This window comes from Mycobacterium neumannii (assembly GCF_048452905.1).
GTDB classification, from domain to species: domain Bacteria; phylum Actinomycetota; class Actinomycetes; order Mycobacteriales; family Mycobacteriaceae; genus Mycobacterium; species Mycobacterium neumannii_B.
Window position 1 is genome coordinate 970,638 of sequence record NZ_JBCGVF010000003.1, and the last position, 24,786, is coordinate 995,423.

General features: G+C 68.0%; 29 protein-coding genes. 5 read left to right on the forward strand and 24 right to left on the reverse strand.

Annotation, left to right across the window (positions count from 1 at the left end):
• Positions 1–35 precede the first annotated feature (35 nt).
• The 10 genes from groES to AAHH99_RS11010 form a co-directional block, all read right to left on the reverse strand.
• Positions 36–338: a co-chaperone GroES gene (gene groES, locus AAHH99_RS10965; protein ID WP_046754122.1), complete on the reverse strand. Its 303-nt coding sequence runs from the start codon at positions 336–338 to the stop codon at positions 36–38.
• 181 nt (positions 339–519) lie between these two features.
• Complete coding sequence (gene tsaD / locus AAHH99_RS10970) at positions 520–1,545, reverse strand: tRNA (adenosine(37)-N6)-threonylcarbamoyltransferase complex transferase subunit TsaD (protein WP_418768651.1); 1,026 nt, start codon at positions 1,543–1,545, stop codon at positions 520–522.
• Positions 1,542–1,994, reverse strand: coding sequence for a ribosomal protein S18-alanine N-acetyltransferase (rimI, locus tag AAHH99_RS10975; protein WP_418768652.1), 453 nt, complete (start codon positions 1,992–1,994; stop codon positions 1,542–1,544). The genes tsaD and rimI overlap by 4 nt, the downstream gene beginning before the upstream one ends.
• Entirely contained in the window at positions 1,991–2,626 is a 636-nt protein-coding gene (tsaB, locus tag AAHH99_RS10980) for a tRNA (adenosine(37)-N6)-threonylcarbamoyltransferase complex dimerization subunit type 1 TsaB (RefSeq protein ID WP_418768653.1), read from the reverse strand. Before tsaB ends, rimI begins: the two co-directional genes overlap by 4 nt.
• A complete protein-coding gene (tsaE, locus tag AAHH99_RS10985) occupies positions 2,605–3,072 on the reverse strand; it encodes a tRNA (adenosine(37)-N6)-threonylcarbamoyltransferase complex ATPase subunit type 1 TsaE (protein WP_418768654.1) in 468 nt (155 codons plus the stop codon). The genes tsaB and tsaE overlap by 22 nt, the downstream gene beginning before the upstream one ends.
• Positions 3,065–4,186 (reverse strand): alpha/beta fold hydrolase, encoded by a 1,122-nt coding sequence (locus AAHH99_RS10990; protein ID WP_418768655.1) that lies wholly within the window; start codon positions 4,184–4,186, stop codon positions 3,065–3,067. Before AAHH99_RS10990 ends, tsaE begins: the two co-directional genes overlap by 8 nt.
• The gene (gene alr, locus AAHH99_RS10995) at positions 4,186–5,352 is read right to left on the reverse strand and encodes an alanine racemase (RefSeq protein ID WP_418768656.1); all 1,167 of its coding nucleotides are present in this window, start codon (positions 5,350–5,352) and stop codon (positions 4,186–4,188) included. Before alr ends, AAHH99_RS10990 begins: the two co-directional genes overlap by 1 nt.
• 53 nt (positions 5,353–5,405) lie before the next feature.
• Entirely contained in the window at positions 5,406–5,780 is a 375-nt protein-coding gene (locus AAHH99_RS11000; protein WP_418768657.1) for a cupin domain-containing protein, read from the reverse strand.
• Positions 5,780–6,709, reverse strand: a complete 930-nt coding sequence (locus AAHH99_RS11005) for an alpha/beta hydrolase (protein WP_418768658.1) — start codon at positions 6,707–6,709, stop codon at positions 5,780–5,782. The genes AAHH99_RS11000 and AAHH99_RS11005 overlap by 1 nt, the downstream gene beginning before the upstream one ends.
• 312 nt (positions 6,710–7,021) lie before the next feature.
• The gene (locus tag AAHH99_RS11010) at positions 7,022–7,528 is read right to left on the reverse strand and encodes a hypothetical protein (RefSeq protein ID WP_418768659.1); all 507 of its coding nucleotides are present in this window, start codon (positions 7,526–7,528) and stop codon (positions 7,022–7,024) included.
• 85 nt (positions 7,529–7,613) lie between these two features.
• Here AAHH99_RS11010 and AAHH99_RS11015 point away from each other — a divergent pair, with 85 nt between their 5' ends.
• On the forward strand, positions 7,614–7,826 hold the full coding sequence (locus tag AAHH99_RS11015) for a helix-turn-helix domain-containing protein (protein WP_418768660.1): 213 nt from the start codon (positions 7,614–7,616) through the stop codon (positions 7,824–7,826).
• Positions 7,827–7,830: 4 nt separating this feature from the next.
• Here AAHH99_RS11015 and AAHH99_RS11020 read toward each other — a convergent pair whose 3' ends face one another.
• Genes AAHH99_RS11020 through glmS form a run of 4 tightly spaced genes read right to left on the reverse strand, consistent with a single transcriptional unit; the run spans position 7,831 to position 13,459 of the window.
• A complete protein-coding gene (locus tag AAHH99_RS11020; RefSeq protein ID WP_418768661.1) occupies positions 7,831–9,213 on the reverse strand; it encodes a glutamate decarboxylase in 1,383 nt (460 codons plus the stop codon).
• Positions 9,214–9,239: 26 nt separating this feature from the next.
• Positions 9,240–10,661, reverse strand: coding sequence for an NAD(P)H-hydrate dehydratase (locus AAHH99_RS11025; RefSeq protein ID WP_418768662.1), 1,422 nt, complete (start codon positions 10,659–10,661; stop codon positions 9,240–9,242).
• Positions 10,662–10,697: 36 nt separating this feature from the next.
• Positions 10,698–11,591 carry an alpha/beta fold hydrolase gene (locus AAHH99_RS11030; protein ID WP_418768663.1) on the reverse strand — a complete coding sequence of 298 codons (894 nt, stop codon included), beginning with the start codon at positions 11,589–11,591 and terminating at the stop codon, positions 10,698–10,700.
• Positions 11,591–13,459: a glutamine--fructose-6-phosphate transaminase (isomerizing) gene (gene glmS, locus AAHH99_RS11035; RefSeq protein ID WP_418769594.1), complete on the reverse strand. Its 1,869-nt coding sequence runs from the start codon at positions 13,457–13,459 to the stop codon at positions 11,591–11,593. Before glmS ends, AAHH99_RS11030 begins: the two co-directional genes overlap by 1 nt.
• Before the next feature lie 55 nt (positions 13,460–13,514).
• On the opposite strand from glmS, the gene AAHH99_RS11040 reads away from it, so the two are divergent.
• The 3 genes from AAHH99_RS11040 (at position 13,515) to AAHH99_RS11050 (ending at position 16,938) form a co-directional block, all read left to right on the forward strand.
• Positions 13,515–14,360 carry a dienelactone hydrolase family protein gene (locus AAHH99_RS11040; RefSeq protein WP_418768664.1) on the forward strand — a complete coding sequence of 282 codons (846 nt, stop codon included), beginning with the start codon at positions 13,515–13,517 and terminating at the stop codon, positions 14,358–14,360.
• A 37-nt stretch (positions 14,361–14,397) separates the two neighbouring features.
• Entirely contained in the window at positions 14,398–15,450 is a 1,053-nt protein-coding gene (locus tag AAHH99_RS11045; protein ID WP_418768665.1) for an LLM class F420-dependent oxidoreductase, read from the forward strand.
• Positions 15,451–15,651: 201 nt separating this feature from the next.
• Entirely contained in the window at positions 15,652–16,938 is a 1,287-nt protein-coding gene (locus tag AAHH99_RS11050) for a DEAD/DEAH box helicase (RefSeq protein ID WP_068193571.1), read from the forward strand.
• Here AAHH99_RS11050 and AAHH99_RS11055 read toward each other — a convergent pair.
• From AAHH99_RS11055 to rplM, 8 genes are all read right to left on the reverse strand, one after another.
• A complete protein-coding gene (locus tag AAHH99_RS11055; RefSeq protein ID WP_418768666.1) occupies positions 16,935–17,501 on the reverse strand; it encodes a diacylglycerol-binding protein in 567 nt (188 codons plus the stop codon). The two genes, AAHH99_RS11050 and AAHH99_RS11055, sit on opposite strands and share 4 nt — an antisense overlap.
• Positions 17,502–17,915: 414 nt before the next feature.
• Positions 17,916–19,364, reverse strand: coding sequence for a hypothetical protein (locus tag AAHH99_RS11060; protein WP_418768667.1), 1,449 nt, complete (start codon positions 19,362–19,364; stop codon positions 17,916–17,918).
• Positions 19,336–19,641: a type VII secretion target gene (locus AAHH99_RS11065; protein WP_418768668.1), complete on the reverse strand. Its 306-nt coding sequence runs from the start codon at positions 19,639–19,641 to the stop codon at positions 19,336–19,338. Before AAHH99_RS11065 ends, AAHH99_RS11060 begins: the two co-directional genes overlap by 29 nt.
• 40 nt (positions 19,642–19,681) lie before the next feature.
• Positions 19,682–21,019, reverse strand: coding sequence for a phosphoglucosamine mutase (glmM, locus tag AAHH99_RS11070; RefSeq protein WP_418768669.1), 1,338 nt, complete (start codon positions 21,017–21,019; stop codon positions 19,682–19,684).
• A gap of 133 nt (positions 21,020–21,152) precedes the next feature.
• Entirely contained in the window at positions 21,153–21,410 is a 258-nt protein-coding gene (locus AAHH99_RS11075) for a hypothetical protein (RefSeq protein ID WP_418768670.1), read from the reverse strand.
• Positions 21,411–21,930: 520 nt separating this feature from the next.
• The gene (locus tag AAHH99_RS11080; protein WP_418768671.1) at positions 21,931–22,347 is read right to left on the reverse strand and encodes a hypothetical protein; all 417 of its coding nucleotides are present in this window, start codon (positions 22,345–22,347) and stop codon (positions 21,931–21,933) included.
• Positions 22,348–22,581: 234 nt separating this feature from the next.
• Positions 22,582–23,016 carry a 30S ribosomal protein S9 gene (gene rpsI, locus AAHH99_RS11085; protein ID WP_231984531.1) on the reverse strand — a complete coding sequence of 145 codons (435 nt, stop codon included), beginning with the start codon at positions 23,014–23,016 and terminating at the stop codon, positions 22,582–22,584.
• Positions 23,017–23,042: 26 nt separating this feature from the next.
• On the reverse strand, positions 23,043–23,486 hold the full coding sequence (rplM, locus tag AAHH99_RS11090; RefSeq protein WP_418768672.1) for a 50S ribosomal protein L13: 444 nt from the start codon (positions 23,484–23,486) through the stop codon (positions 23,043–23,045).
• Positions 23,487–23,806: 320 nt separating this feature from the next.
• On the opposite strand from rplM, the gene AAHH99_RS11095 reads away from it, so the two are divergent.
• Complete coding sequence (locus AAHH99_RS11095) at positions 23,807–23,998, forward strand: excalibur calcium-binding domain-containing protein (RefSeq protein ID WP_418768673.1); 192 nt, start codon at positions 23,807–23,809, stop codon at positions 23,996–23,998.
• 102 nt (positions 23,999–24,100) lie between these two features.
• On the opposite strand, the gene AAHH99_RS11100 is transcribed toward AAHH99_RS11095, so the two are convergent.
• Both AAHH99_RS11100 and AAHH99_RS11105 read right to left on the reverse strand, forming a co-directional pair.
• Positions 24,101–24,397 (reverse strand): WXG100 family type VII secretion target, encoded by a 297-nt coding sequence (locus AAHH99_RS11100; protein ID WP_418768674.1) that lies wholly within the window; start codon positions 24,395–24,397, stop codon positions 24,101–24,103.
• Between the two features lie 10 nt (positions 24,398–24,407).
• A complete protein-coding gene (locus AAHH99_RS11105; protein WP_418768675.1) occupies positions 24,408–24,731 on the reverse strand; it encodes a WXG100 family type VII secretion target in 324 nt (107 codons plus the stop codon).
• Between the last annotated feature and the right edge of the window lie 55 nt (positions 24,732–24,786).

Genomic DNA, 24,786 nt, shown 5'->3' on the forward strand with positions numbered 1-24,786 from the left:
TGTGGACGGGGATTTCCGGGGCGGAACACGGGTGCTTACTTGTTGACGACGGCCAGCACGTCGCGTGCCGAGAGGATCAGGTACTCCTCGCCGTTGTACTTGATCTCGGTGCCGCCGTACTTGCTGTAGATGACGGTGTCGCCCTCGGAGACGTCCAGCGGGATGCGCTTCTCGCCGTCCTCGTCCCAGCGGCCGGGGCCAACTGCGACGACGGTGCCTTCCTGCGGCTTTTCCTTGGCGGTGTCGGGAATGACCAGACCGGATGCGGTCGTGGTCTCGGCCTCGTTGGCCTGAACGAGGATCTTGTCCTCGAGTGGCTTGATGTTCACGCTCGCCACGATGGAGCCCTCCACTAGTTCGGGTGTCGATCCGGGGTTCCGGATCTCTCAGTTACCAGGTGTTCGGCATGCGTCCGTGCCCACGCACCGTCGTCGCGGGTGCCGGCGCAGGGATTGGTCGCGTGCCACCTAGCACTCTATACACGAGAGTGCTAGCACTCAAGGCCGGGTATCGACAAGATCAGGCCACTTGTGCCCGCACGACGGGCAGGCCCGGATCGCTGACGGCATCCAGCGGGGACGGGTGCGCCCCCGCGGCGATCAGGTGCGCCGCGAACGAGGCGATCATCGCGCCGTTGTCGGTGCACAGGCGTGGTCGCGGAATGCGCAGCGTCAACCCGTTGGCGGTGCATCGCTCCTCGGCGAGTTCGCGCAACCGCGAGTTCGCCGCCACGCCGCCCGCGATCAACAGCGTCGAGATATCGAGCGCCTTGGCCGCCCGTACCGCCTTGAGCGTGAGCACGTCAGCGACCGCCTCCTGGAAGCCGGCCGCCACATCCGCCGTCGACGCTTCCGGGTGGCTTTCGACGTACCGGGCAACAGCGGTCTTGAGCCCGGAGAAGCTGAACGCGTACGGATCGTCGCGCGGGCCGGTCATGCCTCTCGGGAACACGATCGCGTCCCGATCGCCCTCGCGGGCCAGCTCGTCTAGCACTCTGCCGCCGGGATAGCCCAGGCCCAGCAGGCGCGCCACCTTGTCGTAGGCCTCTCCCGCCGCGTCGTCGACGGTGCTGCCGAGTTCGACGATCGGCTCGCCAAGTGATCGCACGTGCAGCAGGTTGGTGTGCCCGCCCGAAACCAGCAGGCCGATGCTCTCCGGCAGCGGGCCGTGGTCGTAGACGTCGGCGGCCAGATGCCCACCCAGGTGGTTGACGGCGTAGAACGGAACCTGCCATGCCGCCGAATAGGCCTTGGCCGCAGCCACTCCCACCAGCAGTGCACCTGCCAGGCCCGGTCCGATCGTCGCGGCGACGACGTCGGGTCTGGTGATCCCGGCTGCCTGCAGTGCGCGGCGCATCGTCGGACCCAACGCCTCGAGGTGCGCCCGGGACGCGATCTCCGGAACCACCCCGCCGAACCGGGCGTGTTCGTCGACGCTGGAGGCCACCTCGTCGGCGAGCAGCCGCACCGAACCGTCGGCGCCCAATTCGGCGATGCCGACACCGGTTTCGTCGCAGGAGCTCTCGATGGCCAGGATGATCGTCATGTCGGGTCTCGCCGCATCGTATAGGCGTCGGCGCCGCTGGCCCGGTAATAGCGTTTGCGCAGCCCCACATTGGTGAAGCCGAAACTCTCGTACATCTTGATCGCCGCTTCGTTGTCGGTGCGAACCTCGAGGAACACGCAGCCGCCCGAGGCGTGGTCGAGCAATTCGGCCAGCATGCGCTTGCCGATCCCCTGGCCCCGGTAGGCGGGGTCAACACCGATGGTATGAATCTCGTACTCGTAGGGCTTCTTTCGGCCCAGGCGGGCGATGCCGGCGTAACCGACGAGCTTGTCGTGATCGCGTGCGGCGACGTAGCGGATGTGCTTGGCGGCGAGTTCGGCGAGGAAGGCCCGTTCGGGCCACGGATCGTCGCCGTCGAACAGCTGGGCCTCCAGCTCGGCGCATCTGGCCGCATCGGATGGCTTCAACGGCCCGTACTCGATGCTCATCGCTTGGCCACCGACGGTTTGGCGTCGGGCCGGCGCAGGTACAGCGGGACGAGCGGGGCCGGTTCGACGTTCCAGTCCGCCACCGCGCGCACCAACCCAGAAGCGGTCGGATACACCGGAGCCTGACGCGGCAGGTCGAACAGCGCCGCGTGCTCGGGCGACCCGGCGACCGCCGCGGCGCCGGTTGGCACGTCCGCGGCTGCGCAGACGGCGGGTCCGTCGGTGCGCACCCCGTCGCGGTAGCGCGCCCAGTAGACCTCTCGACGACGCGCGTCCGTCACAACCAGCACGTCACCGACGGTGTCCACACCGATCGCATCCAGGCTGCAGACACCGTGAACCGGGATGCCCAGTGCGTGCCCGTAGGCGGCGGCGGTCGCCATCCCGACGCGCAGGCCGGTGAACGGTCCCGGGCCGCACCCGACCACCACCGCGTCCAACTCGTCGACACCGAGCCCCGCGTCTGCCAGCGCCCGCACCGCATTCGGGGTGAGCTGCTCGGCGTGCGCCCGAGCGTCGACCGTCACCCGCTCGGCCAGCACCTGCACTCCGTCGAGGCGGACCACGCCCGCCGTCACCGCAGGCGTCGCGGTGTCGATGGCCAGTACGTTCACGCCTTGCTCCAGTCCCACACCGCGGTGCGGACCTCGGTGTCGCGGGCACGCTCGAGCCGCACGTCGAGGTGACTGTCGGAGAGCCGTTCGGCCAGCCCCTCACCCCATTCGACGACCACGACGGCGTCGTCGAGATCGGTGTCCAGGTCCAGCGAGTCGAGTTCGGCGAGCAGGTCGACCGACGGGTGGTCGAGGAGGCGATACATGTCGACGTGGATCATGGCCGGTGCACCCGATCGGCGCGCCCGATGTACGCGTGCCAGCACGAAGGTCGGCGAGATCACCGGGCCCTCCACATCCATCGCTTGCGCAATGCCCTTGGCCAGCACCGTCTTTCCTGCACCGAGCGGTCCGGAGAGGACGACGACGTCGCCCGCGTGCAGTTGCCTACCGAGTTCGGCGCCGAGCGCGACGGTGTCCTCTGCAGTCGACAGTTCGGCCGTACCCGAGCTGCGTTCACCCATTGTTGCGGACCTTCTCGCGCACCCGCCTCGTCAGCGCGACGAGCTTGGACGGTGTCGCCCGTTCGACGAGTCGGACCAGTGCCTCGTTGATCGCCTCGGGTTGTTCGAGTTGGACGAGATGTCCAGCGCCGCCGACGATCACCACCTGCGCCTTCGGCAGAACCGCAGCCATGGCTTGGGAGTACTCCATCGGGGTCAACAGGTCGCGGTCACCGCACGCGATCAGGGTCGGCACCTTGGCCAGCGTGGTCAGGCCGTCGATTTCGTTGTGCACCTCGAGCGCGTGCAGGAATTCGACGAGCGTCGCGATCGGGGTGCCGTGCATCATCCGTTCCGAGAACGCCACGACGCTCGGGCTGATTTTCTCGTCGCCGTAGGACGCGGCGCGCAGGATCGGCGCGATCACCGACTTCGCGGCGCCGCGGGTGCGGTGCACCATCTTGGGTGCATACCGCACCGCGAATCGGGCCGCCTCCAGTGCCGGGTTCTTGAGGATCTCACCGAGCGGCGATCGCGAAACCCCTTCCGCCGCAGAGGCGATGATCGCGGCGCCGACGATCCGCTTCGGATAGTGGTGCGGGAACTGCCGCGCGTGCGACAGCACGGTCATCCCGCCCATCGAGTGCCCGACCAGCACCACAGGGCCGCGCGGGACGACGACCGCCAGCACGGCCTCCAGATCCTGTCCGAGTTGGGCCACCGTATAGGTCTCAGGCGGTGCCTCGTCCGACTGACCGTGTCCGCGCTGGTCGTAGAACACCATCCGGACCTGGGGTCCCCACTGCTCCGTGAGCCTGACGCGCTGAAAGTAGAACGCGCCCATGCGCAGACAGAATCCGTGCGCGAACACCACGGTCAGCGGCGCGTCTTGCGGGCCGACCTCGCGGACCGCCAGCGACACGCCGTCGGGCGTAGTGACGACGGAGCTGCGGTCGGCGTCGAGGAGTTCGAAATCCTCGTCCTTGTAGTGGTCCACGGTGTCGAGTCGACGCCGCAGCGAGCGCGCGGCCGACATTCCCGCCGCGCTGCCGACCGCGGTCAGGCCGGCTGCGCCCGCGAGCCAGCGACCGTTCGAGTTGCGACGGCGACCTGGAATCGGAATCTCGTTGTCCATCAATGCGTCTTGTCCATCGAGCCGGTGTAGGTCCGCACGAAGCGGCCACGCGGGCTGGTCACGACCTCGTAGTTGATGGTGCCGAGCAGGTCTGCCCACTCCTGGGCGGTCGGCTCACCGTGGGTGCCCGGCCCGAAGAGGATCGCGTCGTCACCTACTGCGGCCCCGCCTTCAGGTCCCAGGTCCACGACGAACTGGTCCATGCAGATTCGGCCGACATTGCGGCACCGCCTGCCGTTGATCATCACGTCGATGCGGCTGCTCAGCGGGCGGAACACCCCGTCGGCGTACCCGACGGGCAAGAGCGCCACGGTGGTGTCATGATCGGCGACCCAGGTGTGTCCGTAGGACACGCCGTCGCCCGCGCGCAGCGGGCGAACCAGCGCGACAGGGCATTTCAAGGTCATCGCCGGACGCAGGCCCATGTCCCCGCGCTCGGGTATCGGGGTCTGGCCGTACACCGCGATACCGACGCGCACCAGGTCCATGCCCAGATCCGGCCGTGTCATCGCGGCCGGGCTGTTGCTCAGGTGGGTGATCTCGAACTGCACGCCCTGTTCGGCCGCGTAGGTCCGCATCTCGGTGAGCCGCTGCGCCTGTATGCCGTTGAGCGGATCGTCGGGCCGGTCACCGTGCACGAGGTGAGACATCAGCCCCCGTACGCTGATCGCTCCGGCGGCCTGCGCCCGCTTGACCGCCGCGATCATCGCCGGATAGTCGTCACGACCAACGCCGTTGCGGCTCAGCCCGGTGTCGACCTTGACTGTTACCGAGGCACTGCGTCCGGTCCGTCCGACGGCATCGAGCAGTTCGTCGAGCTGGCGCACCGACGACACCGCGATCTGCACGTCGGCGGCCAGCGCGGGCGCGAAATCGGTGCCCGGCGGGTGCAGCCAGGCCAGGACTGGAGCCGTGATGCCGTCCCCGCGCAGCGCCAGCGCCTCCGCGACGGTCGCCACCCCCAGCTCGGTGGCGCCCGCGGCGAGCGCGACCCGGCTCACCTGGGTGGCGCCGTGTCCGTATCCGTCGGCCTTGACGACGACCATCACCTGCGCGGCGCCCGCGAGGTCGCGCAGCAGCCGCACGTTGTGGGCGATCGCGTCGAGGTCGACCACCGCTTGCGGGGCCGCGATCGCGGTCGGCGTCGTCAGCTCGGTCGTGTGCATTGTCGTTTCACCACGGCCGATTGTCCCAGACGGGCAAGCAGCAACCCGACGCGCTACGCCTCCGCCAGGTAGGTGCCGTCGAGTACCGTGAAGGCCATCAGGTCGCTGGGTTCGTCCAGCTCGATGCGGTGCCAGTGACCTCGCGGCACGATCACCGCTGAACCCCCGCGAACCGCGACCTCGTACTCGTCCTCGCGGTCCCGCGCACAAATGATTATGCGCAACGCGCCGCGAAGGCAGAAGACGAGCTCCTCGGCCTCCGGGTGCACCTCCCAGTGATCGGCGTGCACGTCGGCGTCGGTTTCGGCGTGTTCCGCCATCACGAACCATCCGGGTCGATCCGCTTCGAACGTGCGGGGCGTGTCCTGTACCCGCCCGTCGGGCAGCAGACGGACCGCTGAGGAGTACATGTCGATCGGGTGCGTCATCACGCGGGCACCTCCCGGTACGCGGACGTGGCGCGGCGCAACACGTCGGCGAGCTCGGCGAGCTGCCGCTGGGACACCTCGGCGGACAGGATGGCCTGCGAGCCGTGGAACGTCCCCGCCCATTGATGGAGTTCCACGGGTACCCCGGCCGCCAGCAGCCGCATCGCGTACCCGAGCCCTTCGTCGCGGTTCGGGCAGAACTCCGCGGTGGCCACGTACGCCGGCGGCAGATTCGACAGGTCGGTCGCGCGGGCCGGTGCCGCATAGGGGGTGGCGGGGACACCTCCGAGGTAGTGCCGCCAGGAGGCCGTCACCTTATCTCGGTTCATCCAGGGCGTATCGGTGAACGCGCGCGCCGACGGGGTGTCCTGCCGATCGTCCAGCCCGGGTTGATTGAGCAACTGGAAGCACGGGGCGGGCCCGGCCTCGTCGCGGGCGCGCAGCGCGATCGCCGCCGAGATACCGGCGCCGGCACTGTGACCTCCGATTGCGATCCGGTCCGCGTCGATCCCCAATTCGTCGGCGTGTGCGGCCGTCCACTTCAGGACGGCGTACGCGTCGTCGATCGCGGCGGGGAACGGGTTCTCGGGCGCCAGCCGGTATCCGACGGACACGACGGTGACGCCGGCGCCCTCAGCGATGCGCGTCGCCCAGGGGTGCTCGGTGTCCAGATCGCCCATCACGAAGCCGCCGCCGTGGCACCAGACGATCGCGGCACGGGCACCCTGCGGCCGATAGATGCGGACCGGCACGTCGGGTGTGGCGGGTACGGTTCGGTCTTCGACGTCTAGGCCGTCGACCGCGGGCACCGGTATCGCCGCGGCCAGCGCGGCGAAGTTTTTTCGCTCTTCGACCGGATCGGTCAAGTCTGCTTTCGGGAACAGCGCCAGGAACGCTTCGAGTTCGGGATCCATGGGCACAATGCTCATGCTCCCGCCCAGCCCGCGTCATCCGACATGCGTCGGACAAAAGAGCGGGATCCACCGACGATCGGCGCCTATTCTGCGGACATGGAAGCGTTGGTTGCGCGGCTGTCGCGGCTGGATGCGGACGCGGAGGGCGCGCTGCGAGTGGTGCAGTTCTTCGACACACTGATGCGCAGACGGGTGGATCTGCCCGCCTTGGCACGTGCCGCGGCGGGCCTCGCCGAGTGCACGGCCGGAATCCGTTTGCACGCGACCGGGCACGCGGTCCGGATGTCCCCGGCCGGCAGCCCGGCCCCGGACCCACCGGAGGCGGCGTCATCGACCGCCTCGGTCGTCCTCCACGACGAGGACATCGGCACGGTCTGGCTGGAGCGCAGCGGACCGCCGAGGCCGCTCGATGAACTGGCGCTGGAGCGGCTGGCGATCGTGGTGGCCTCGGTCGTCGAGCGCTACGGCCCCGCGCAGACAACGATGGCCGATCCGGCGCTCGTCGAACTCGTGATCGGTTGCGACACCGACGACGCCGCTCGAAACCGTGCCCTGCGCCTGCTCGGCTTCCCCGCGGGCGATCCGGTGCGTGTCGTCGCGCTGCGCTCGTCGCTCGCGCTCGACTTGATCGGCCGTGCGGTCTGCCCGAACCGTCCGGTCAAGGCGGCACGCCTCGACGAAGTGGGAGTTCTCTTGGCGGGCATGGTGAACGACTCGGCTTTCCCGCCCCAGGTCCGCGCGGGCATCGGCGCTGCCGAAAGCCCCGACCGGTGCTGGCAGGAAGCGCGCACCGCCCTGCGCTTCACTACCGCCCGCCGGCCGATCGTGCGCCACGACGCGCTGGGGGCTCTGTCTCTGCTCGCCCAGTTACCCGCCGACGCCGTGGCGAGCCAATCCCGATGTCACCGCGGTGAGCCGATTGGCGAGCGACGCGGACGATCTGGAAACTCTGGACGCGTACTGCGCGGCGGCCTCGCTGCGCCGGGCCGCGGACCTACTGCACCTGCATCACAGCAGCGTGGCACGCCGTCTCGAACACCTCGGCAAGGCAATGGGATTCAACCTCACCGAGCCCGAGGGCCTGCTGCGGGCCAGTGTCGCGTTGACCGCGTGGCGGCTGTCGGGGACCTGAGCGCTCAGTGCGCGAACGGCTGGAACTGGTTGAAGTGGCCCCGCGGTTTGAGCTCGTCGAGTTGGGAGAGCACGGTGACCATGTCGTCGTGCAGCGCGCGGGCCAGGTCCGCCGAGAACCCCTCCCGCACCACGATGCGCAGCATCGTGACGTCGGTGGCGCCGTCCGGCATCGTGTAGGCGGGCACCTGCCAGCCGAACGCACGCAGACCCTGGGAAACGTCGAACTCCGTGTAACCGAAATCGCCGGCGAGCTTGAAACTGACCACCGGGATCGCTGATCCGTCGGCGACGACCTCGAAGTGTCTGCTTTCGCGCAGCTGGTCGCCCAGCCACCGCGCGGTCTGCGAAAGACTCTGCATCACTTGTAAATAACCTCCACGGCCGAGCCGCAGGAAGTTGTAGTACTGCCCTACGACCTGATTGCCGGGTCGGGAGAAGTTCAGCGTGAAGGTCGGCATGTCGCCGCCGAGATAATTCACGTGAAAGACCAGGCCCTCGGGCAGGTACTCCGCACTGCGCCACACCACGAAGCCGATCCCGGGATAGGTCAGGCCGTACTTGTGGCCGCTGACGTTGATCGACACCACACGCGGAAGCCGGAAGTCCCATTCCAGGTCCGGATGGAGGAACGGCACCACAAAGCCCCCGCTGGCGGCATCGACGTGGACGGGGATGTCCAGGCCGCCGTCCGCGGCGAGTTTGTCGAGCGCGGCGCAGATCTCAACGATGGGTTCCAGCTCCCCGGTGTAGGTGGTGCCGAGTATCGCCACCACACCGATGGTGTCCTCGTCGATGTTCTCGAGCACTTGTTCGGGTGTGACGACGTAGCGGTCCTCGGCCATCGGCAGGTATCGCGCCTCGACGTCGAAGTAGCGGCAGAACTTCTCCCAAACCACCTGGACATTTGCGCCCATCACCAGGTTCGGTGTACGACCCTTCCACTTGTCGCCGACACGATCTCGCCACCGCCACTTCATCGCGAGCCCGGCCAGCATCACCGCCTCGCTGGAACCGATGGTCGAGACACCGATCGCGCTCGACGGGTCGTCGTCGCGCAGCCCTTCGGCGTGGAACAGATCGGCCACCATACACACGCACCGCTGCTCGATCGCGGCGGTCGCCGGGTACTCGTCCTTGTCGATCATGTTCTTGTCGAACGTCTCGGCCATCAACCGTTCGGCCTGTGGGTCCATCCATGTCGTTACGAACGTGGCCAGGTTCAGCCGGGAACTGCCGTCCAGCATCAGTTCGTCGTGGATGAACCGGTACGCGGCGTCGGGATCCATCGCATCGTCGGGCAACCGCAGCGACGGCACCGGCGACATTGCCAGCCGTCCGGTGTAGGCGGGGGCAACCTGCGGTGCGTGACTGCGGTTGGGCGACATGAGGTTTCCTCTCGATACAGGCTGGCTTACAGACTGGCTAGGGCGGTTCGGATGTGCGCGAGGATGCGGGACGCCGAAGTCGGGGCGGGATGCGGCCCCGGATCCGAGGCGGCCAGGTTCGCGGCGCGCGCGTGGACGAACGCCGCCGCGGCCGCCGCCTCGCCTGCGGGCAGACCCGCGGCGAGCAACGCACCGATGACACCGGTCAAAACATCACCGGAACCGGCTGTGGCGGCCCATGATTGACCCGCCGGGTTGAGATACACCGGGTCGCCGGGTTCGGCGATGACCGTCACATTGCCCTTCAGCAGCACGGTGACGCCGAGCCGGTCGGCCAGCCTGCGGGCGGCACCCACGCGATCGTCGCCGGGCGGCGAACCGGCAAGACGCGCGAACTCGCCCGCGTGCGGTGTCAGCACCGTCGCCACCTCGCGACCGTCGACGAGATCGGGATGGGCGGCCAGGATGGTCAGCCCGTCGGCGTCGACGACCACCGGCAGGCCGCTGTCCAACGCGAACCACAGGGCGGCCGCTCCGGTGTCGTCGGTACCCAGGCCGGGCCCCACGGCCCAGGCCTGCACCCGCCCCGACGCGCTGGCGTTCGGGGCGGCGATCACCTCCGGCCACTGCGAGAGAACCTGCTGCCCGGCGGATCCGGCGTACCTGACCATCCCCGAGGTTGCCGCGACAGCCGCGCCGGTGCACAGCACCGCAGCGCCGGGGTAGATGGCCGAGCCGGCGAGGATGCCCGTAACCCCCTGGGTGTACTTGTCGTCGGTCGGACCGGGCACCGGCCAGCGGGCGGCCACATCGGCGGCGTCGAACGACACCATGTCGGACGCCGGCAACTGCAGACCGATGTCGATCAGCTCGACGTGGCCACATTCCCCCAGTGCGTGAACGGGTTTGAGACCGCCAAACGTCACGGTCAACGCGGCCCGCACATGAGGCCCAGCAGCAACCCCGGTCTGCACATCGATGCCGCTGGGTGTGTCGACGGCCACCACCGGAACGCCCGCTTCGTCGACGGTGGCGAACACCTCGGCGGCGTTCGGCCGTAGCGGCCCGGACCCGGCGATTCCCACCACACCGTCGATCACGAGATCGGTGCCCGCAGGAACCGATCCGACGACGCGCCCTCCGGCAGCGGTGAACGCCGCGAGTGCCTTGCTGTGGGTGCGGTCCGGATTGAGCAAGATGGCGGCAGCACCGGCACCGCGCCGGCGGAGGAATGTCGCGGCCCACAGCGCGTCGCCGCCGTTGTCGCCCGAACCGACCACGGCACAGATGCGCCGCCCGGAGATCCCGCCGGTGCGTAGTACCAGTTCGCGCGCGATCGCGACGGCGAGACCGTTGGCGGCGCGGCGCATCAGGGCACCGTCGGGCAGGGACGCCAATAGCGGCGCTTCAGCCTCGCGAATCTGGTCCGCGGTGTAGTAGTGCCGCATCGCTGCTCACGTTAGTGGCAAACAGTGCCGAGAGGCTCAGTTTCGACCGTCTGCGTCCGCCCAGAAATCGACTGCCCGTTCGGCGATCTCGACCGCGTACTCGCCGTTGATCGCATGCGAGGCACCGGGCCACACTTCGACCTGGTCCCGCGGAAGCATACGTCGCGCCCGCCGCGCCGCCCGGTCGGGGTCGTGCATCACGCTGCGCCCCCCGATCAGGGCCAGCACCGGTATGTCCAATGAGCGCAGCTGTTCGTCGGTGATCATCTTCGGCATCGCCTTGCGGACGGTGTAATCGGTTGAGCCGGAGGAGATCAGTGCCGCTTCGGTTGCTGCCCCGTCGATGTCGGCGCCGCCGGAGATCCAGCGGAGCACGCGCCTGCGCAGGTTATCGGGCACACCGGGGAGGAACAACGCGGGCGAGGCCAGTACTGCCTTGAATGCGACCGGCGCGAACGTGAACACGGGGTCGAGCAGCACCAGTGAGGCGGCTCGACCGGGGCGGCGGGCGGCGTAGTTGACCGCCGTCCATCCGCCGATCGACACCCCCGTCAAATGCGCCCGGTCCAGCCCGGCGCCCGCGAGCGTCTCGTCGAGCCACTGCGCCTCGTCGTCGGGTCCGGTGATCGGTTTCTTCTGGACGGACAGCCCCGCCTCCCCAAGCAGGTCGATCCCGATCACCGGCCGATGCCGTTGCAGGAGCGGGATGTTGCCCCGCCACATGGGGACCGAAGCATTGCGACCGGGGAGCAGTACGACGGGGGTCAGATCGGGCGGCCCGGCGAACCGGTACATGCGCACGGACCCGAATGACGTTGCGACGTACTGTGTTTCGGCAACCTCGGGCAGCTCTGCCATCGCGGCCCGGTAAACCTCGAGGAAGTGGCGGCGAGCCTGATCGCCCTTGAAGTCTCCGACCCGGCCCGCCACTACTCGACGGTGACGGACTTGGCCAGGTTGCGGGGCTTGTCGACGTCATAGCCGCGCGCCTGCGCCACCCCCGCGGCGAACACCTGCAGCGGGATCGTCGACAGCAGCGGCTGGAGAAGCGTTGACACCGCCGGGATCTCGATCAGGTGATCGGCATAGGGGCGGACCGTGTCGTCGCCCTCTTCGGCGATCACGATGGTGATCGCGCCGCGCGCCTGGATCTCGCGGATGTTCGACAGCAGCTTGGCGTGCAGCATCGGTGCGTTCTTCAGTGACGGCATCACGACGATGACCGGCAGGTCGTCCTCGATCAGCGCGATCGGACCGTGTTTGAGCTCACCTGCCGCGAAGCCCTCGGCGTGCATGTACGCCAGCTCCTTGAGCTTGAGCGCACCTTCGAGCGCGACCGGGTAACCGACGTGCCTGCCGAGAAACAGCACCGTCTGCGACTGGGCGAAGCGGTGGGCCAACGCCCTGACCGGTTCGACGATCTCCAGCACCCGGGCGACCAGCTCGGGCATAGCCTCCAGCTCGCGGTATTCGCGCTCCACCTCGTCGGGGTACTTCGTGCCGCGCGCCTGCGCGAGCGCAAGTCCGACAAGGTAATTGGCCGCGATCTGGGCGAGGAAAGTCTTTGTGGACGCCACCCCGATCTCGGGTCCGGCACGGGTGTAGAGCACCGCATCGCATTCGCGCGGGATCTGGCTGCCGTTGGTGTTGCAGATCGCCAGCACCTTGGCCTTCTGCTCCTTGGCGTGCCGCACGGCCTCCAGGGTGTCGGCGGTCTCGCCAGACTGCGAGATCGCCACCACCAGGGTATGGCTGTCCAGAACCGGGTCGCGGTAACGGAATTCGCTGGCGAGCTCGGCCTCGACGGGCAGTCTCGTCCAGTGCTCGATCGCGTACTTGGCCAGCAGCCCGGAGTGGTAGGCGGTGCCGCATGCCACAACGAAGACCTTGTCGACCTCACGCAGTTCCTGATCGGACAACCGCTGCTCGTCGAGGACGATGCGGTTGTCGACGAAGTGGCCCAACAGCGTGTCGGAGACCGCGGCCGGCTGCTCGGCGATCTCTTTGAGCATGAAGTACTCGTAGCCGCCCTTTTCGGCAGCCGACATGTCCCAGTCGATATGGAACGATCGCGCGCTCGCACCATCGTCCACGCCGTCGAAGTCGGTGATGCGATACCCGTCGGCAGTCACGACCACCGCTTGGTTCTGCCCGAGCTCCACCGCGTCGCGGGTGTGCTCGATGAACGCGGCCACATCCGAGCCGACGAACATTTCGCCGTCACCGACGCCGACCACCAGGGGCGTGGAGCGGCGCGCCGCGACGATCGTGCCTGGGTCGTCGGCGTTGGCGAACACCAGCGTGAAGTGCCCTTCGAGGCGCCGCAGCACCGCGAGCACGGACGCCGGGAAATCTCCGGCGGTGGGGCCGTGGTGGAACTGCCAGGAGACCAGGTGCACCGCGACCTCGGTGTCGGTGTCGCTGGCGAACTCCACCCCGGTCTTCTCGAGTTCGGCCCGCAAGGCGGCGTAGTTCTCGATGATCCCGTTGTGGACGACGGCGATCTTGCCCGCGGCGTCGCGGTGCGGGTGGGCGTTGCGGTCGGTGGGCCTGCCGTGGGTGGCCCACCGGGTGTGTCCCAGGCCGGTGTTGCCTCCGAGGCTGGACGCGTCGGTGTCGGCCAACGCGGCTTCCAGATTGGCCAGCCGCCCGGCCCGGCGACGGACGGTGAGCCCGCCCTGCCCGTCGAGCAGAGCCACACCTGACGAGTCGTAGCCTCGGTACTCCATCCGGCGCAGTGCGTCGACGACGATCTCGCAGGCAGGACGCTGCCCGACATAGCCGACGATTCCACACATAGCCATTCAGGGTAGTGCAAGAGCGGCTCAGAACCCCGTCGGCTACGGTCGTCTGGTGGCCAGCACGAAGAAGCTCTTCAAGGCCCTGACCCGCCGCGGTCCGCACCGCGTTTTGCGAGGTGACCTGGCGTTCGCCGGGCTTCCCGGTGTCGTGTTCACCCCCGATTCCGGCTTCAGCCTGCCCGGTGTGGCGTTCGGTCACGACTGGCTTGCCGCAGCCGACCGCTATTCCGGCACGCTCGAGCATCTGGCGTCCTGGGGCATCGTCGCGGCGGCGCCGGCGACCGAGACAGGATTAGCGCCGTCGGCGCTGAACTTCGCCTATGACCTGGGTACGACGCTCGACATCATCACCGGGGTGCGGCTGGGACCGGGAGAGATCAGCGTGCATCCCAACAAGCTCGGCGTGGTCGGGCACGGGTTCGGCGGGTCCGCAGCCGTGTTCACCGCGGCGGGGATGCCGGTCAAGCCGAAAGCCGTCGTTGCGATTTTCCCCACAGTCACCTCACCACCCGCCGAGGAGCCCGCGGCCACGCTGCAGGTACCCGGCCTGGTGCTCAGCGGTCCGGGTGACCCGATGACACTGCGCTCCAATGCCGTCGAGCTGGCCCGGACCTGGAACAAAGCCACGCTGCGCACGGTCAACGGGGCCAAGCCGGGCGGCCTGATCGAGGGCCGTCGGCTGGCCCGCGCCGTCGGCCTGCCAGGAGCCGACCGCAGCACCCAGAAGGTGGTGCGAGCGCTGATCACCGGCTACCTGCTGCACACCGTGACCGGCGACAAGACCTACCGCGACTTCGCCGATCCCGACATCGCCCTTCCGAAGGCCCCGAACGTCGACCCGTTCGCCGAAGACCCTGTGGACCTGGAAAACAAGGTCGTCGCGCTGCTGAAGCCGTGAGGGTGACCAACCAACCGGTTGGGTGTATAACTCGATGATGCGCACCGGGATCTTCCTCAACTACACCGACGGGTTTCTCCAGGCCGTCGATCAGGTCGTCGAGCTCGAGAAGGTCGGCGTCGATCTCGCCCTGGTTGCCGAGGCGTACTCCTACGACGCGATCAGCCAGCTCGGTTTCCTGGCGGCCAGGACGACGCGCATGGAACTCGGGACGGGCGTGGTGCCGATCTACATCCGCACGCCGACGTTGTTAGGGATGACGGCCGCGGGTCTCGACTATGTCTCCGGCGGCCGTTTCCGGCTCGGCATCGGTACGTCCGGCCCGCAGGTGATGGAGGGCTTTCACGGCGTGCCGTTCGACGCGCCGCTGGGGCGCACCCGCGAAGTGGTCGAGATCTGCAGGCAGGTGTGGCGTCGCGAGCGTGTGCAGTTCGACGGCAAGCATTATCAGATCCCGCTGCCCAGCGAGGGACCCGGGGCCCGTGGCACCGGCCTGGGCAAGCCGTTGCAGTTGATCAATCACCCTGTGCGCGATCGTATTCCGATCACGATCGCCGCGCTGGGGCCGAAGAACGTCGAGCTCACCGCGGAGATCGCGGAGGGATGGCAGCCGGTGTTCTTCCTCCCCGAACAGGCCGACGCCGTGTGGGGTGAGGCGCTGCGCGCCGGGTTCGCCAAACGTGACCCCTCGTTGGGCCCGCTCGACGTCATGGTCAGCGCTCCCCTGGCCATCGGCGAGGACGTCGACGACCGATTGTCCTGGGTGAAGCCGCAGTTGGCGTTGTACATCGGCGGTATGGGTGCGCGCGGCCGCAACTTCTACCACAACCTGGCCACCCGCTACGGGTACGGCGAGGTCGCCAACACCATCCAGGACCTCTACCTCGCCGGCAAGAAGGCCGAGGCGATCGCGGCGGTGCCGGACGAACTGGTGCGCAGCGTGTCGCTGGTCGGACCACGTGGGTTCGTCAAGGAGCGACTGGCCGCATTCGCCGAAGCCGGTGCGACGACGCTTCTGCTGCAGCCGCTTTCCGTCAACCGCAGTGAAATCGTCGGATTCGTCCAGGAACTGCACGGCTTGCTGCCCTAGCCGATTACGCCGATCGCCGATGCCCCTGTACAGTGGGCACAGCGGCATCTTCTGTTCTGCCTTTTGCCGCATCGCCGAAGGCGATAATCGACCCCGTTCGATCGTCACACCGAGCGCCGCGGATCATCCGCGCCGGGCAGGACGACCACACTGAACTTTCGGAGTTTCTACTTGTCTGTGCAAATCCCTAGTGGCACAACCGTGCCCACTTTCGCCGACCTCGGCCTGCCGAAGGCCGTCGTCGACACTCTCGCCGCCGACGGCGTCGAGTCACCCTTCCCGATCCAGGCGGCGACGCTGCCCGACTCACTGGCCGGTCGCGATGTCCTCGGCCGCGGCCGCACCGGATCCGGGAAGACCTACGCCTTCCTGCTGCCTGTGGTGACGAGACTCACTGCGAGCCCGGCCAAACGCGTGCCCGGCCGCCCGCGTGCCCTCATCCTCGCGCCGACGCGCGAGCTGGCCGCCCAGATCAGCGCATCGCTGGCACCGTTGGCGGCGGCGACCAACCTGCGCTCGGTGACGATCATCGGTGGTGTGGGTCCCAACCCGCAGATCCAGGCGCTGCGTCAAGGCGTCGACATTGTCATCGCCTGCCCGGGCAGGCTCGAAGATCACGTCAAATCGCGCCATGCCGACCTGTCGGGCGTCGAGATCACCGTGCTGGACGAGGCCGACCACATGGCCGACCTCGGCTTCCTTCCCCCGGTGAAACGCCTGCTGGACAAGACGCCTCGCAACGGGCAGCGCATGCTGTTCTCGGCCACCCTCGACGGCGGCGTCGATGTGCTGGTGAAGCGGTACCTGACCGATCCCGTTGTGCACAGTGTCGATTCGGAGCAATCGCCGGTGACCGCGATGGAACACCATGTGCTGCACGTCGACAAGGCCGCCCGCCTCGGTGTGTTGGCCGACCTGGCGGCATCGCCGGGCCGGACCATTGTGTTCGCACGCACCAAGCACGGCGCGAAGAACCTTGCCCGACAGCTGAACTCGCGCGGCGTGTCAGCAGTGGAGTTGCACGGCAACCTGTCCCAGAACGCGCGCACCCGCAATCTCGCCGCATTCTCCGACGGCTCGGCAACCGTAATGGTCGCGACCGACATCGCCGCGCGCGGCATCCACGTCGACGACGTGAGCCTCGTCGTGCACGCCGACCCGCCCGTCGAACACAAGGCGTACCTGCATCGGTCGGGCCGCACGGCGCGCGCGGGGGCCGACGGCACCGTGGTGACGTTGATGCTCGACGAGCAGGTGTCCGACGTGCGACAGCTGACCCGCAAGGCCGGCGTGAAGCCGACGATCACCCGCTTCAGCGGCTCGTCGCATCCGGTTCTGAGCGAAATCGCCCCGGGCGAGCGGACGTTCGGTGATCCGATCGTCGCCAGCAGGCCCGAACCCACGCGGCCGCACCAGCCGTCGTCGGCCAGGGGCCACCAGCAACGGCGTCGGCGCCCGACGCGGTCGCGGCGTCCGGCACGCGCCTAGCGCGGCGTGTTCCTGGCCGCGATCTCGGCCAGTAACGAGACCACCACACCGAACGCGAAGTACAGCGGCACCAGCCACGGCGCGACGCCGAACAGACCGTCACAGGCATCGTGATACGCGAACAGGTCTGCCTTGGCGATCGCGATCTCGACCACCGGGCCGATGACCGCGGCCAGTAAGCCGCCGACGATCGACGGACCGTCGCCGAGCGCACACCAGGTGATGGTCGCGAGCGTGACGATCAGTGCGGTCGCCGGAACGACGGGCGCGGTGTGGATCAGTGCGGTCGTGACGTAGATTCCGAGCACCGCGGCCACACCCGCGAGACCTTGACGCGCCGTGACGTCGACTCGCGGCGACGGTAGGTGCAGCCGAAGTTCGGCCAGTGACACCGTTGCCAGCGCCACGAGCACCGGGAACCAGATCGGGCTGCTCCACACGAACGGCACCGCATCGGTGAAGTACTCGGTGGTGCCGGTGACGACATGGCTGTGGTCGCCGACGAGCGACGCCCCCGCGCCCAGGACGAGGAAGAACAGAAGCTCCCGCGGCCGCAACTTCACCAGAGGGACGCTACAGCGCACTCGGCTGCAGCGCCGGAAGATGCTCAGCCCAGCAAACTATCAGTAGTAGCTGGACCTCCTCTCCGTTGCGGCAACGCCGGATTGTCATCAATTTGGTTACCCAACCGTGACCACAGATGTGGTGATCATCGTGCAGCCTTGGGTATCCGGGTTTCACTCCTGAAGGGGGTGCGGCAATGGGAACCATCACCTACCCAACGTCCATCACGTCCGAGCGCTGTGTGCGCACCTCCATGACGCACAGGGGCGACGTGCGTCACGAGATCGACAGCGGGGCCGTCCATTTCTGGTGCGACCACTGCGGTACGAACCACCGGAGTCGGTTGATCGCCGCCGAGTGCGTCCGGCTGCTGGTCAACGGCCCCGACCCTGGCTTCGTTTCGTAACCATCGCTCATTCGCCGACCTGCGGTAGTTCATCGGCGGCGATCTCGCACGGGGTGCCGGCGTCCGGTGGCTTCGCCGGCTCCGCCGACGGCTCGGGCGTCACCGCCGGTGGTTCTTCAGTCACGGTCGGCGGTTCTGGAGGCACCGTCGCGGCCGGCTCTTCGGGAGGTGCGGTATCGGAATCCGGTGGCGGCTCGGGTTGACACATCGGCTCGGCGGCCGCGGGATCGGTGACCTCGCCGGGCACGGCCGCGTCGCCATCGCTGTCCTCGCCAGCCTCGCTCGCCTCTGACGCCTCGTCAGTCTCTGTCGTTTCACTGTCGTCGATTTCGCCGAGATCAGATTCTGGCAGGCTGTCCAGCTCCCCGTCGTCGATGGCGGCATTGAGCGCACCGTCGCCCAGCAATCCGCCGAGCATGTCCCCCAATTGCTGACCGAAACTCGTTAGGCCGCCTCCGAAGTCGGGCATTCCCCCGCCGAGCGAGGGCACCGGCGTAGCGGCCGCCGGCTGCGTGACCGGAGGTTCGGTCGGGACCGGCGGCGCGGGTGGCGCCGGCGCAACTGGTGGGCTCGCAACGGATGCGCCCCATCCGGCCGGTACGACGGGAGCCGGTGGAGTCGGGTTTGCCGCAACGACTGCGGCTGGGGTTGCGGGGGCACTTCGCGCCGCGGTTTCGCCGACACCCGCCGCCGGGATCTCGCCGACACCCGCCGCCGACGGCGTCCACACCGGTCCGAGGTCGCCGGGAATCTCGAACGTCGCACCCGCCTCGGATGCGAGCTCCGCCGTCACCGCCTCGTAAGCACCGTTGATCGCGTCGGCGGCCTCCCGCATTGCCGCGAGCCACTCGCCGCCGATCACCGTGTCCACGAACGGTTTCACCTCCTGGTCCACCAACTCGCTGGCGACCGCCCGATCGCCGGTGCCGGTGGTGACCGCGTGCGCTGCCGCCAACCAGTCCGCGCGTCTGGCGTGCACGCCCTCGCCGATGGCCAACACCTTCGCCACTTTGTCGTCCACCGCCCGCCACAGCCGCAAACGCAGATCGGCCAGTGCGGATGCGGCGGTGCGGACGGCCGTCGTAGCGTCCGTCGCTGCTTCGGCATGGCGGTGCAGGAACTCCCGAGAGGCGTTTGCGCCCAATCCCTGCCACGCGCTTGTCAGGGCGGCCAGCTGAGCCTCTTGGCGTGCGAGCGCATCCTCGGCCGCCCTCGCGGCGGCTTGCAGTGCGGCACAGTCCGCTTCGAGAGCGCCCAAGTCCATACCGTTCTCGGCGGCATACCAGTCGTGTACCTGCCCGGGTTTCGCCGTCAGTTCCGGATGTCGGTAGCCCAGACTCTGGCAGGCTAGGACATACTGTGCGACATCGCCGACGCCGGGTGTGCCATCGGCCAATCGCGCTGCGGCGTCGAAGGTTTCGCCCATGTCAGGCCAACCGGTCGGCAGCGCGCGCATCGGCTTCGGCGTACCGGTCGATACAGGTACGAAGCGCGACGGCGATCTCGGCCGAGGCACGTGACCATCGCCGCAACTGATTCACCACGTCGTCGACCGCCGACCGCACCGCGTCACCACCCGCGGCATATGATCGGCCTGCGCCCGCCCCGTCGAATGCCAGGCCGCTCAGATGTGTTCGCACGGCGGCGTCGAGGGCTTCGGCCGCGCCCTGGTACTGCCGTGCGACGCCCAATAAGGTGGCGGTATCGACGCGAGCCGCGTCCGTTCCTCCCATGTAGGGGTTGGACGCGCGGCGACCGCAACCGGTTCCACTCTCAGCGTTGGGCGCTGACCTGCTCGGCCACCCGCACGGCCAACTGCCGGGCGGTGTCTTCGTCGGCCGCTTCCACCATCACCCGCACGACTTGCTCGGTTCCAGACGGGCGCAGCAGGATTCGACCCGTGTCGCCGAGTTCGGCTTCCACCTCGGCAACGGCTGTGCGGACCGACGGCGCGTCGGCGACGGTCGCCTTGTCCGCGACCGCGACGTTGATCAGAACCTGAGGCAGCGTGCGCATCGGCTCGGCGAGCGCGGCAAGCGGGGTGCGGGTCTGCGCCATCCGCGACATCAACCGCAACCCGGTGACGATGCCGTCACCGGTCGTGCCCCACGCCGGCATCACGATGTGGCCCGACTGTTCACCGCCGAGCGAATATCCCCCGGCGCGCAGTTCCTCGAGGACATAACGGTCCCCCACGCTCGTCGTGCGGACCTCGACCCCGGCCGCCCGCATCGCCAGGTGCAGGCCGAGGTTGCTCATCACCGTCGTCACCAAGGTGTTCGACGCCAGCTCGCCACTCTCCTGCATGGCGAGGGCGAGGATGACCATGATCGCGTCGCCGTCGATCACGCGCCCGTGCGCGTCGACGGCGAGGCACCGGTCAGCGTCGCCGTCGTGCGCGAGGCCCAGGTCGGCTCCATACGACACCACGGCGGATCGCAGGATCTCCATGTGCGTCGAGCCGCAGCGCTCGTTGATGTTCAGCCCGTCGGGGTCGGCATTGATCGTGATGACGTTGGCGCCCGCGGCGCGGTAGGCCTGCGGTGCGGCGGCCCAGGCGGCACCGTTGGCGCAGTCGACGACGACGGTGATCTGGTCCAGCCTGGTCGTGACGGCCTTGCTGACATGCCTCAGATACCGGTCGAGGGCGTCCGCGGCGTCCACCACCCGACCGATCCGGGCGCCCGTGGGCCGGTTCCCTGGCCCCTGGTGCACCAGTTCCTCGATCCGGTCCTCGGTGGCGTCGTCGAGCTTGTGGCCGCCGGGGCCGAAGATCTTGATGCCGTTGTCGGGCATCGGGTTGTGCGAGGCGCTGATCATGACGCCGAAGTCCGCATCGTAAGCGCTGGTCAGATAGGCCACGGCCGGGGTCGGCAGTACCCCGACGCGCAGCGCGTCGACGCCTTCGCTGGTCAGTCCAGCAATGACGGCCGCCTCGAGCATTTCACCGCTGGCCCGCGGGTCGCGGCCGACGACGGCCACCCGCCTGGCGTGCCCACCGGCGGTGGCCAACCGTCGCGCCGCCGCCGAACCGAGAGCCAAAGCCAGTTCGGCGGTCAGATCCTGGTTGGCGACGCCGCGCACTCCGTCGGTGCCGAACAGTCGAGCCATGCCGACAAACTTCTCATAAATGGCGGCTTCAGGGCCAACCGCGCGTGTCGTGAGTCGCGCCGTCGCCGAATCGGTACCCAGACGCGACTCACCGCCCGCAACCAGTCGGATGCGGGCGGTGAGCTCTCGATTTCTAACGAGCCGGACCGCCCGGAGTCGGGTTACCCGGAGCCTGGGCGGGGCCACCACCGGGCGCCTGACCCGATTGACCAGGAGTGCCGGCGTTCTGTGTCAGCTCGATGGGGCCGCCGGTCACGTCACAGACCGTCTCGGTCCCGCCATCGGCGTCGACCGACTCGGCCAGCGCGTTGACCGGGCCGACCTCGAGACCACAGATCGCGGCAGCGACGTTGGCCGCCACGCCCACGTTGACGTCCTCGAGGATGGTCACGTCGCCCACCGCGAGGTTGACGAGACCGTCCTGCAGGTTCAGTGGCTGCGCTCCAGCCAGTCCAACCCGCCGGTGAAGAGCAATGCTCCGCCCATCATCGCGCCTGCGGAGACTTTCTTCATGATGCTGTGCATTTCTTTACTCCTATTCAGTCGAGAAGCTCGGGTCCGGTCCCCCGACGAGCTGACTGACGTGCACTCGCCCTACCAGCGGCAGATGGCCCACCCGCACACTCGGTGCGCCTCACTTCCGCAGACAGGACTTCCTCGATCAACGAGGAGTAAAACCAAAACCCAAGAATCCCAATGAGATTCGGGATGACCACTGCGTCGAGCTAATTAACTATGACGTAAATTCATTAATGGCCCACGCCCAGCTCAGCGCTTTGTTGGTACGTCCTTCCAAACCCTGGCGGACGTTACTGACCCCGGGGATTCTCTTTCCGATCAAAAGCATCCGTTGGCCTCGAAACGACTCACCGCCCGCAACCTGTCGGATGCGGGCGGTGAGGGTGCGGTCTTTAGCTGCCGCTGTTCTCAGCGGTCGGGGCCGTCGGCGAGGTCGTCGGCGCCTCGGACGTCGGCGTTGCCTCCTGCTGCTCGGCCTGACCCGGCGCATTCTCCGAGTGACCGGGGCCATTCTGCTGGATCGTGACGGTGCCGAGGTTGTTCGTGCACACCGTCTTCTCGGCGCCCTCGGTGTCGGCGGCCTCTGCCAACGCGTTGACCGAGCTCACGTCGGTGTGGCACACATCGGCGGCGATCTGCGCCGCGGCGGTCACGTCGACGTCGTGCAGTACACCGGCGTTACCGATCGAAACGTTAACGCGGTTGTCCTGAGCCGTGTCCGGCTGCGCCATGGCCATACCCAGGCCGGCGGTGAAGAGCAGCGATCCGCCCATCACGGCGCCCGCGGTCAGTGTCTTCGCGTTCTGCATCAATTGCTCCTTCTCGGTCAGGAGGCGGCGATCCGATCCCCCAACGAGGTGACTGGCTCGTACCGGTGGCAGTTGCGGCCTGCCGCGCGTGCAGCGCCGCCGCCTCCAGCCCCGGTGGATTTACGACTGGCCACTCAACGAAACCCGAACGCCGCGATTGTGAGATAGACCGCAACGTCTTGAATGCAAAAACCGCCGGTGTGCGGTGCACATCCGGCGGTTTCTGCGAATCGATCAGCGCTTGCTGTACTGAGGCGCCTTTCGGGCCTTCTTGAGGCCGTACTTCTTGCGCTCGATGGCGCGCGGGTCGCGGGTCAGGAAGCCGGCCTTCTTCAGGGCCGGCCGATCCTCGGGCTGCACCAGAATCAGGGCCCGGGCGATCGCCAGACGCAACGCGCCGGCCTGACCGGAGGGGCCGCCACCGTCGAGGTGGGCGTAGATGTCGAAACTCTCCAGCCGATCGACGGTGACCAGCGGAGCCTTGATGAGCTGCTGGTGGACCTTGTTCGGGAAGTAGTCCTCGAGGCTGCGGCCGTCGAGGTTGAACTGGCCCGTTCCCGGAACCAGGCGAACCCGGACAACAGCCTCTTTGCGACGGCCGACGGTCTGGATGGGGCGGTCGATGAAGACCGGCTCGCGGGGCGTCGCCTCAGCGGCCGCCTCGGTCACGGCATCAGTGTTGTCAACGGTCTCGGTCACTGCGCCACCTGCTTGATCTCGTACGGAATCGGCTGCTGGGCGGTGTGCGGATGCTCCGGCCCGACATAGACGCGCAGCTTCTTCTTCACCTGACGGCCCAGCTTGGTGTGGGGAATCATGCCGAGGATCGCCCGCTCGACGACCCGGTCGGCGTGCTTTTCCATCTCCTCACCGAGCGAGCGCCTGCGCAGACCACCGGGGTAACCCGAGTGGCGGTAGAAGAACGTGCGGTCCGCCTTGTTACCGGCGATGGCGATCTTCTCGGCGTTGATGATGATGACGAAATCGCCACCATCGACATTCGGCGTGTATGTCGGCTTGTGCTTGCCGCGCAGCAGATTGGCTGCTGCAACGGCGAGCCGGCCGAGCACCACGTCGGTGGCGTCGATGACGTACCACGAACGTGTGGTGTCACCCGCCTTCGGCGTGTACGTAGGCACAGCGCTACCTCTCCTCTATCGGGTTTCCTGTCCCGGTGGCCCGGGGGCCGGTCAGGCGCATCCGGTGGGGTTGATCTCGGCGACCGACGTTGACCCGAGGACCCGTGCTTACCGCACGCCAACGAGGCAGCTTACCCGGGCGCGTCGCCGCAGGTCAAAACGGTGCATCGGCCCGAACCCCGAGGATAGGAACCACAGCCACAACGAAACATAGGGAAACCCCTGATTCATTTTCGTTTCCAGGCCCTTAGCGTCGTCGCGGGGGTGGCAGCAAACCGGCCGTCTCGCATCCGGAAATACAAGATCTCAATGGAGTGAAAATGATTCGTGGCTTGATCGTCGCCGCATTCGTCGTCGCGGCAACCGCCGCAGGCGCCGCCACCGCATCCGCGAACACGTACTACGACACCTGCTCGGACGCGCGCGCCGCCGGCGTCACGCCGATCATGCAGGGCGAGGACGGCTACGCCCCGCACCTGGACCGCGATAAGGACGGCATCGCCTGCGAGTAGTCGAGGATGTTGCGCCACCGTGGCCGCTCTCCTCGACCACGGTGGCGCTTACCGTGCGGCCCCCTGGCTCCCCTCCAGTCGGATCGCACAGGTCTCTTTCCGTCAGGCGCCCCACGCTCCTGCGGCGCTGCGGTCGGTGGCGGCCACGTCGTCGGCTCCGTCGCGAACAGCGTTGCCGAGGTTGAACAGGATTTCGTTGAGCGCGCCTGCCGCTTGTTCCCACCGGGCCTGGTCGAGCCGGTACGCCTCGGCCGCCTGGCGCGTCCACACCTGCTGAAGCGGCGCGATCTGCGCACGCAGCTCCTCGAGGGCGCCGTTCAGCCGGGCAGAGGTGGCGTGGATCTCCTGCCTGACGGTGTACTCGATCTCGTCGAAGTTGTACGACAACACGTGGTCCATCAGGGCTCCTCTACAGGTTGTTGGCCACCGCGTCGATGCGGTGCGAATGGCTCTCGTTGGCTTCCCGAAGGGTCTGCTGGTTGAGCCGGATGGTCTCGGCGATCCTCTGTAGCGAGGCATGCAGCTTCAGCGACTCGGCATTCCATCGGTCCACGACGTCGCGAAAGCGGGCCGCCGCCACGCCGCCCCAAACCGACGGTGGCACGGCGCCCATCCGCCCGATGAACGACTGCAGCATCGCGCGGATCTCCTCGTTGCGCGCGTCGGTGTGGCCGGCGACCGCGGCCATCAGGTCGAAATCGGTCGTGAGCGAACCGCCTTGCGGTGTCGTCATGGGGATCCTCTCCGTTGCTCGCTTCGGTTCTAACTGGTACGACGCACCGGGTGTC

Bases quoted from the DNA above. Each gene is read 5' to 3' on its own strand.
- tsaD (WP_418768651.1), bottom strand. From the start codon at position 1,545: ATGACGATCATCCTGGCCATCGAGAGCTCCTGCGACGAAACCGGTGTC.
- rimI (WP_418768652.1), bottom strand. From the start codon at position 1,994: ATGAGCATCGAGTACGGGCCGTTGAAGCCATCCGATGCGGCCAGATGC.
- tsaE (WP_418768654.1), bottom strand. From the start codon at position 3,072: ATGGGTGAACGCAGCTCGGGTACGGCCGAACTGTCGACTGCAGAGGAC.
- AAHH99_RS10990 (WP_418768655.1), bottom strand. From the start codon at position 4,186: ATGGACAACGAGATTCCGATTCCAGGTCGCCGTCGCAACTCGAACGGT.
- alr (WP_418768656.1), bottom strand. From the start codon at position 5,352: ATGCACACGACCGAGCTGACGACGCCGACCGCGATCGCGGCCCCGCAA.
- AAHH99_RS11000 (WP_418768657.1), bottom strand. From the start codon at position 5,780: ATGACGCACCCGATCGACATGTACTCCTCAGCGGTCCGTCTGCTGCCC.
- AAHH99_RS11005 (WP_418768658.1), bottom strand. From the start codon at position 6,709: ATGAGCATTGTGCCCATGGATCCCGAACTCGAAGCGTTCCTGGCGCTG.
- AAHH99_RS11020 (WP_418768661.1), bottom strand. From the start codon at position 9,213: ATGTCGCCCAACCGCAGTCACGCACCGCAGGTTGCCCCCGCCTACACC.
- AAHH99_RS11025 (WP_418768662.1), bottom strand. From the start codon at position 10,661: ATGCGGCACTACTACACCGCGGACCAGATTCGCGAGGCTGAAGCGCCG.
- glmS (WP_418769594.1), bottom strand. From the start codon at position 13,459: ATGTGTGGAATCGTCGGCTATGTCGGGCAGCGTCCTGCCTGCGAGATC.
- AAHH99_RS11045 (WP_418768665.1), top strand. From the start codon at position 14,398: ATGCGCACCGGGATCTTCCTCAACTACACCGACGGGTTTCTCCAGGCC.
- AAHH99_RS11060 (WP_418768667.1), bottom strand. From the start codon at position 19,364: ATGCGCGCGCTGCCGACCGGTTGGCCTGACATGGGCGAAACCTTCGAC.
- AAHH99_RS11065 (WP_418768668.1), bottom strand. From the start codon at position 19,641: ATGGGAGGAACGGACGCGGCTCGCGTCGATACCGCCACCTTATTGGGC.
- glmM (WP_418768669.1), bottom strand. From the start codon at position 21,019: ATGGCTCGACTGTTCGGCACCGACGGAGTGCGCGGCGTCGCCAACCAG.
- AAHH99_RS11080 (WP_418768671.1), bottom strand. From the start codon at position 22,347: ATGCAGAACGCGAAGACACTGACCGCGGGCGCCGTGATGGGCGGATCG.
- AAHH99_RS11095 (WP_418768673.1), top strand. From the start codon at position 23,807: ATGATTCGTGGCTTGATCGTCGCCGCATTCGTCGTCGCGGCAACCGCC.
- AAHH99_RS11100 (WP_418768674.1), bottom strand. From the start codon at position 24,397: ATGGACCACGTGTTGTCGTACAACTTCGACGAGATCGAGTACACCGTC.
- AAHH99_RS11105 (WP_418768675.1), bottom strand. From the start codon at position 24,731: ATGACGACACCGCAAGGCGGTTCGCTCACGACCGATTTCGACCTGATG.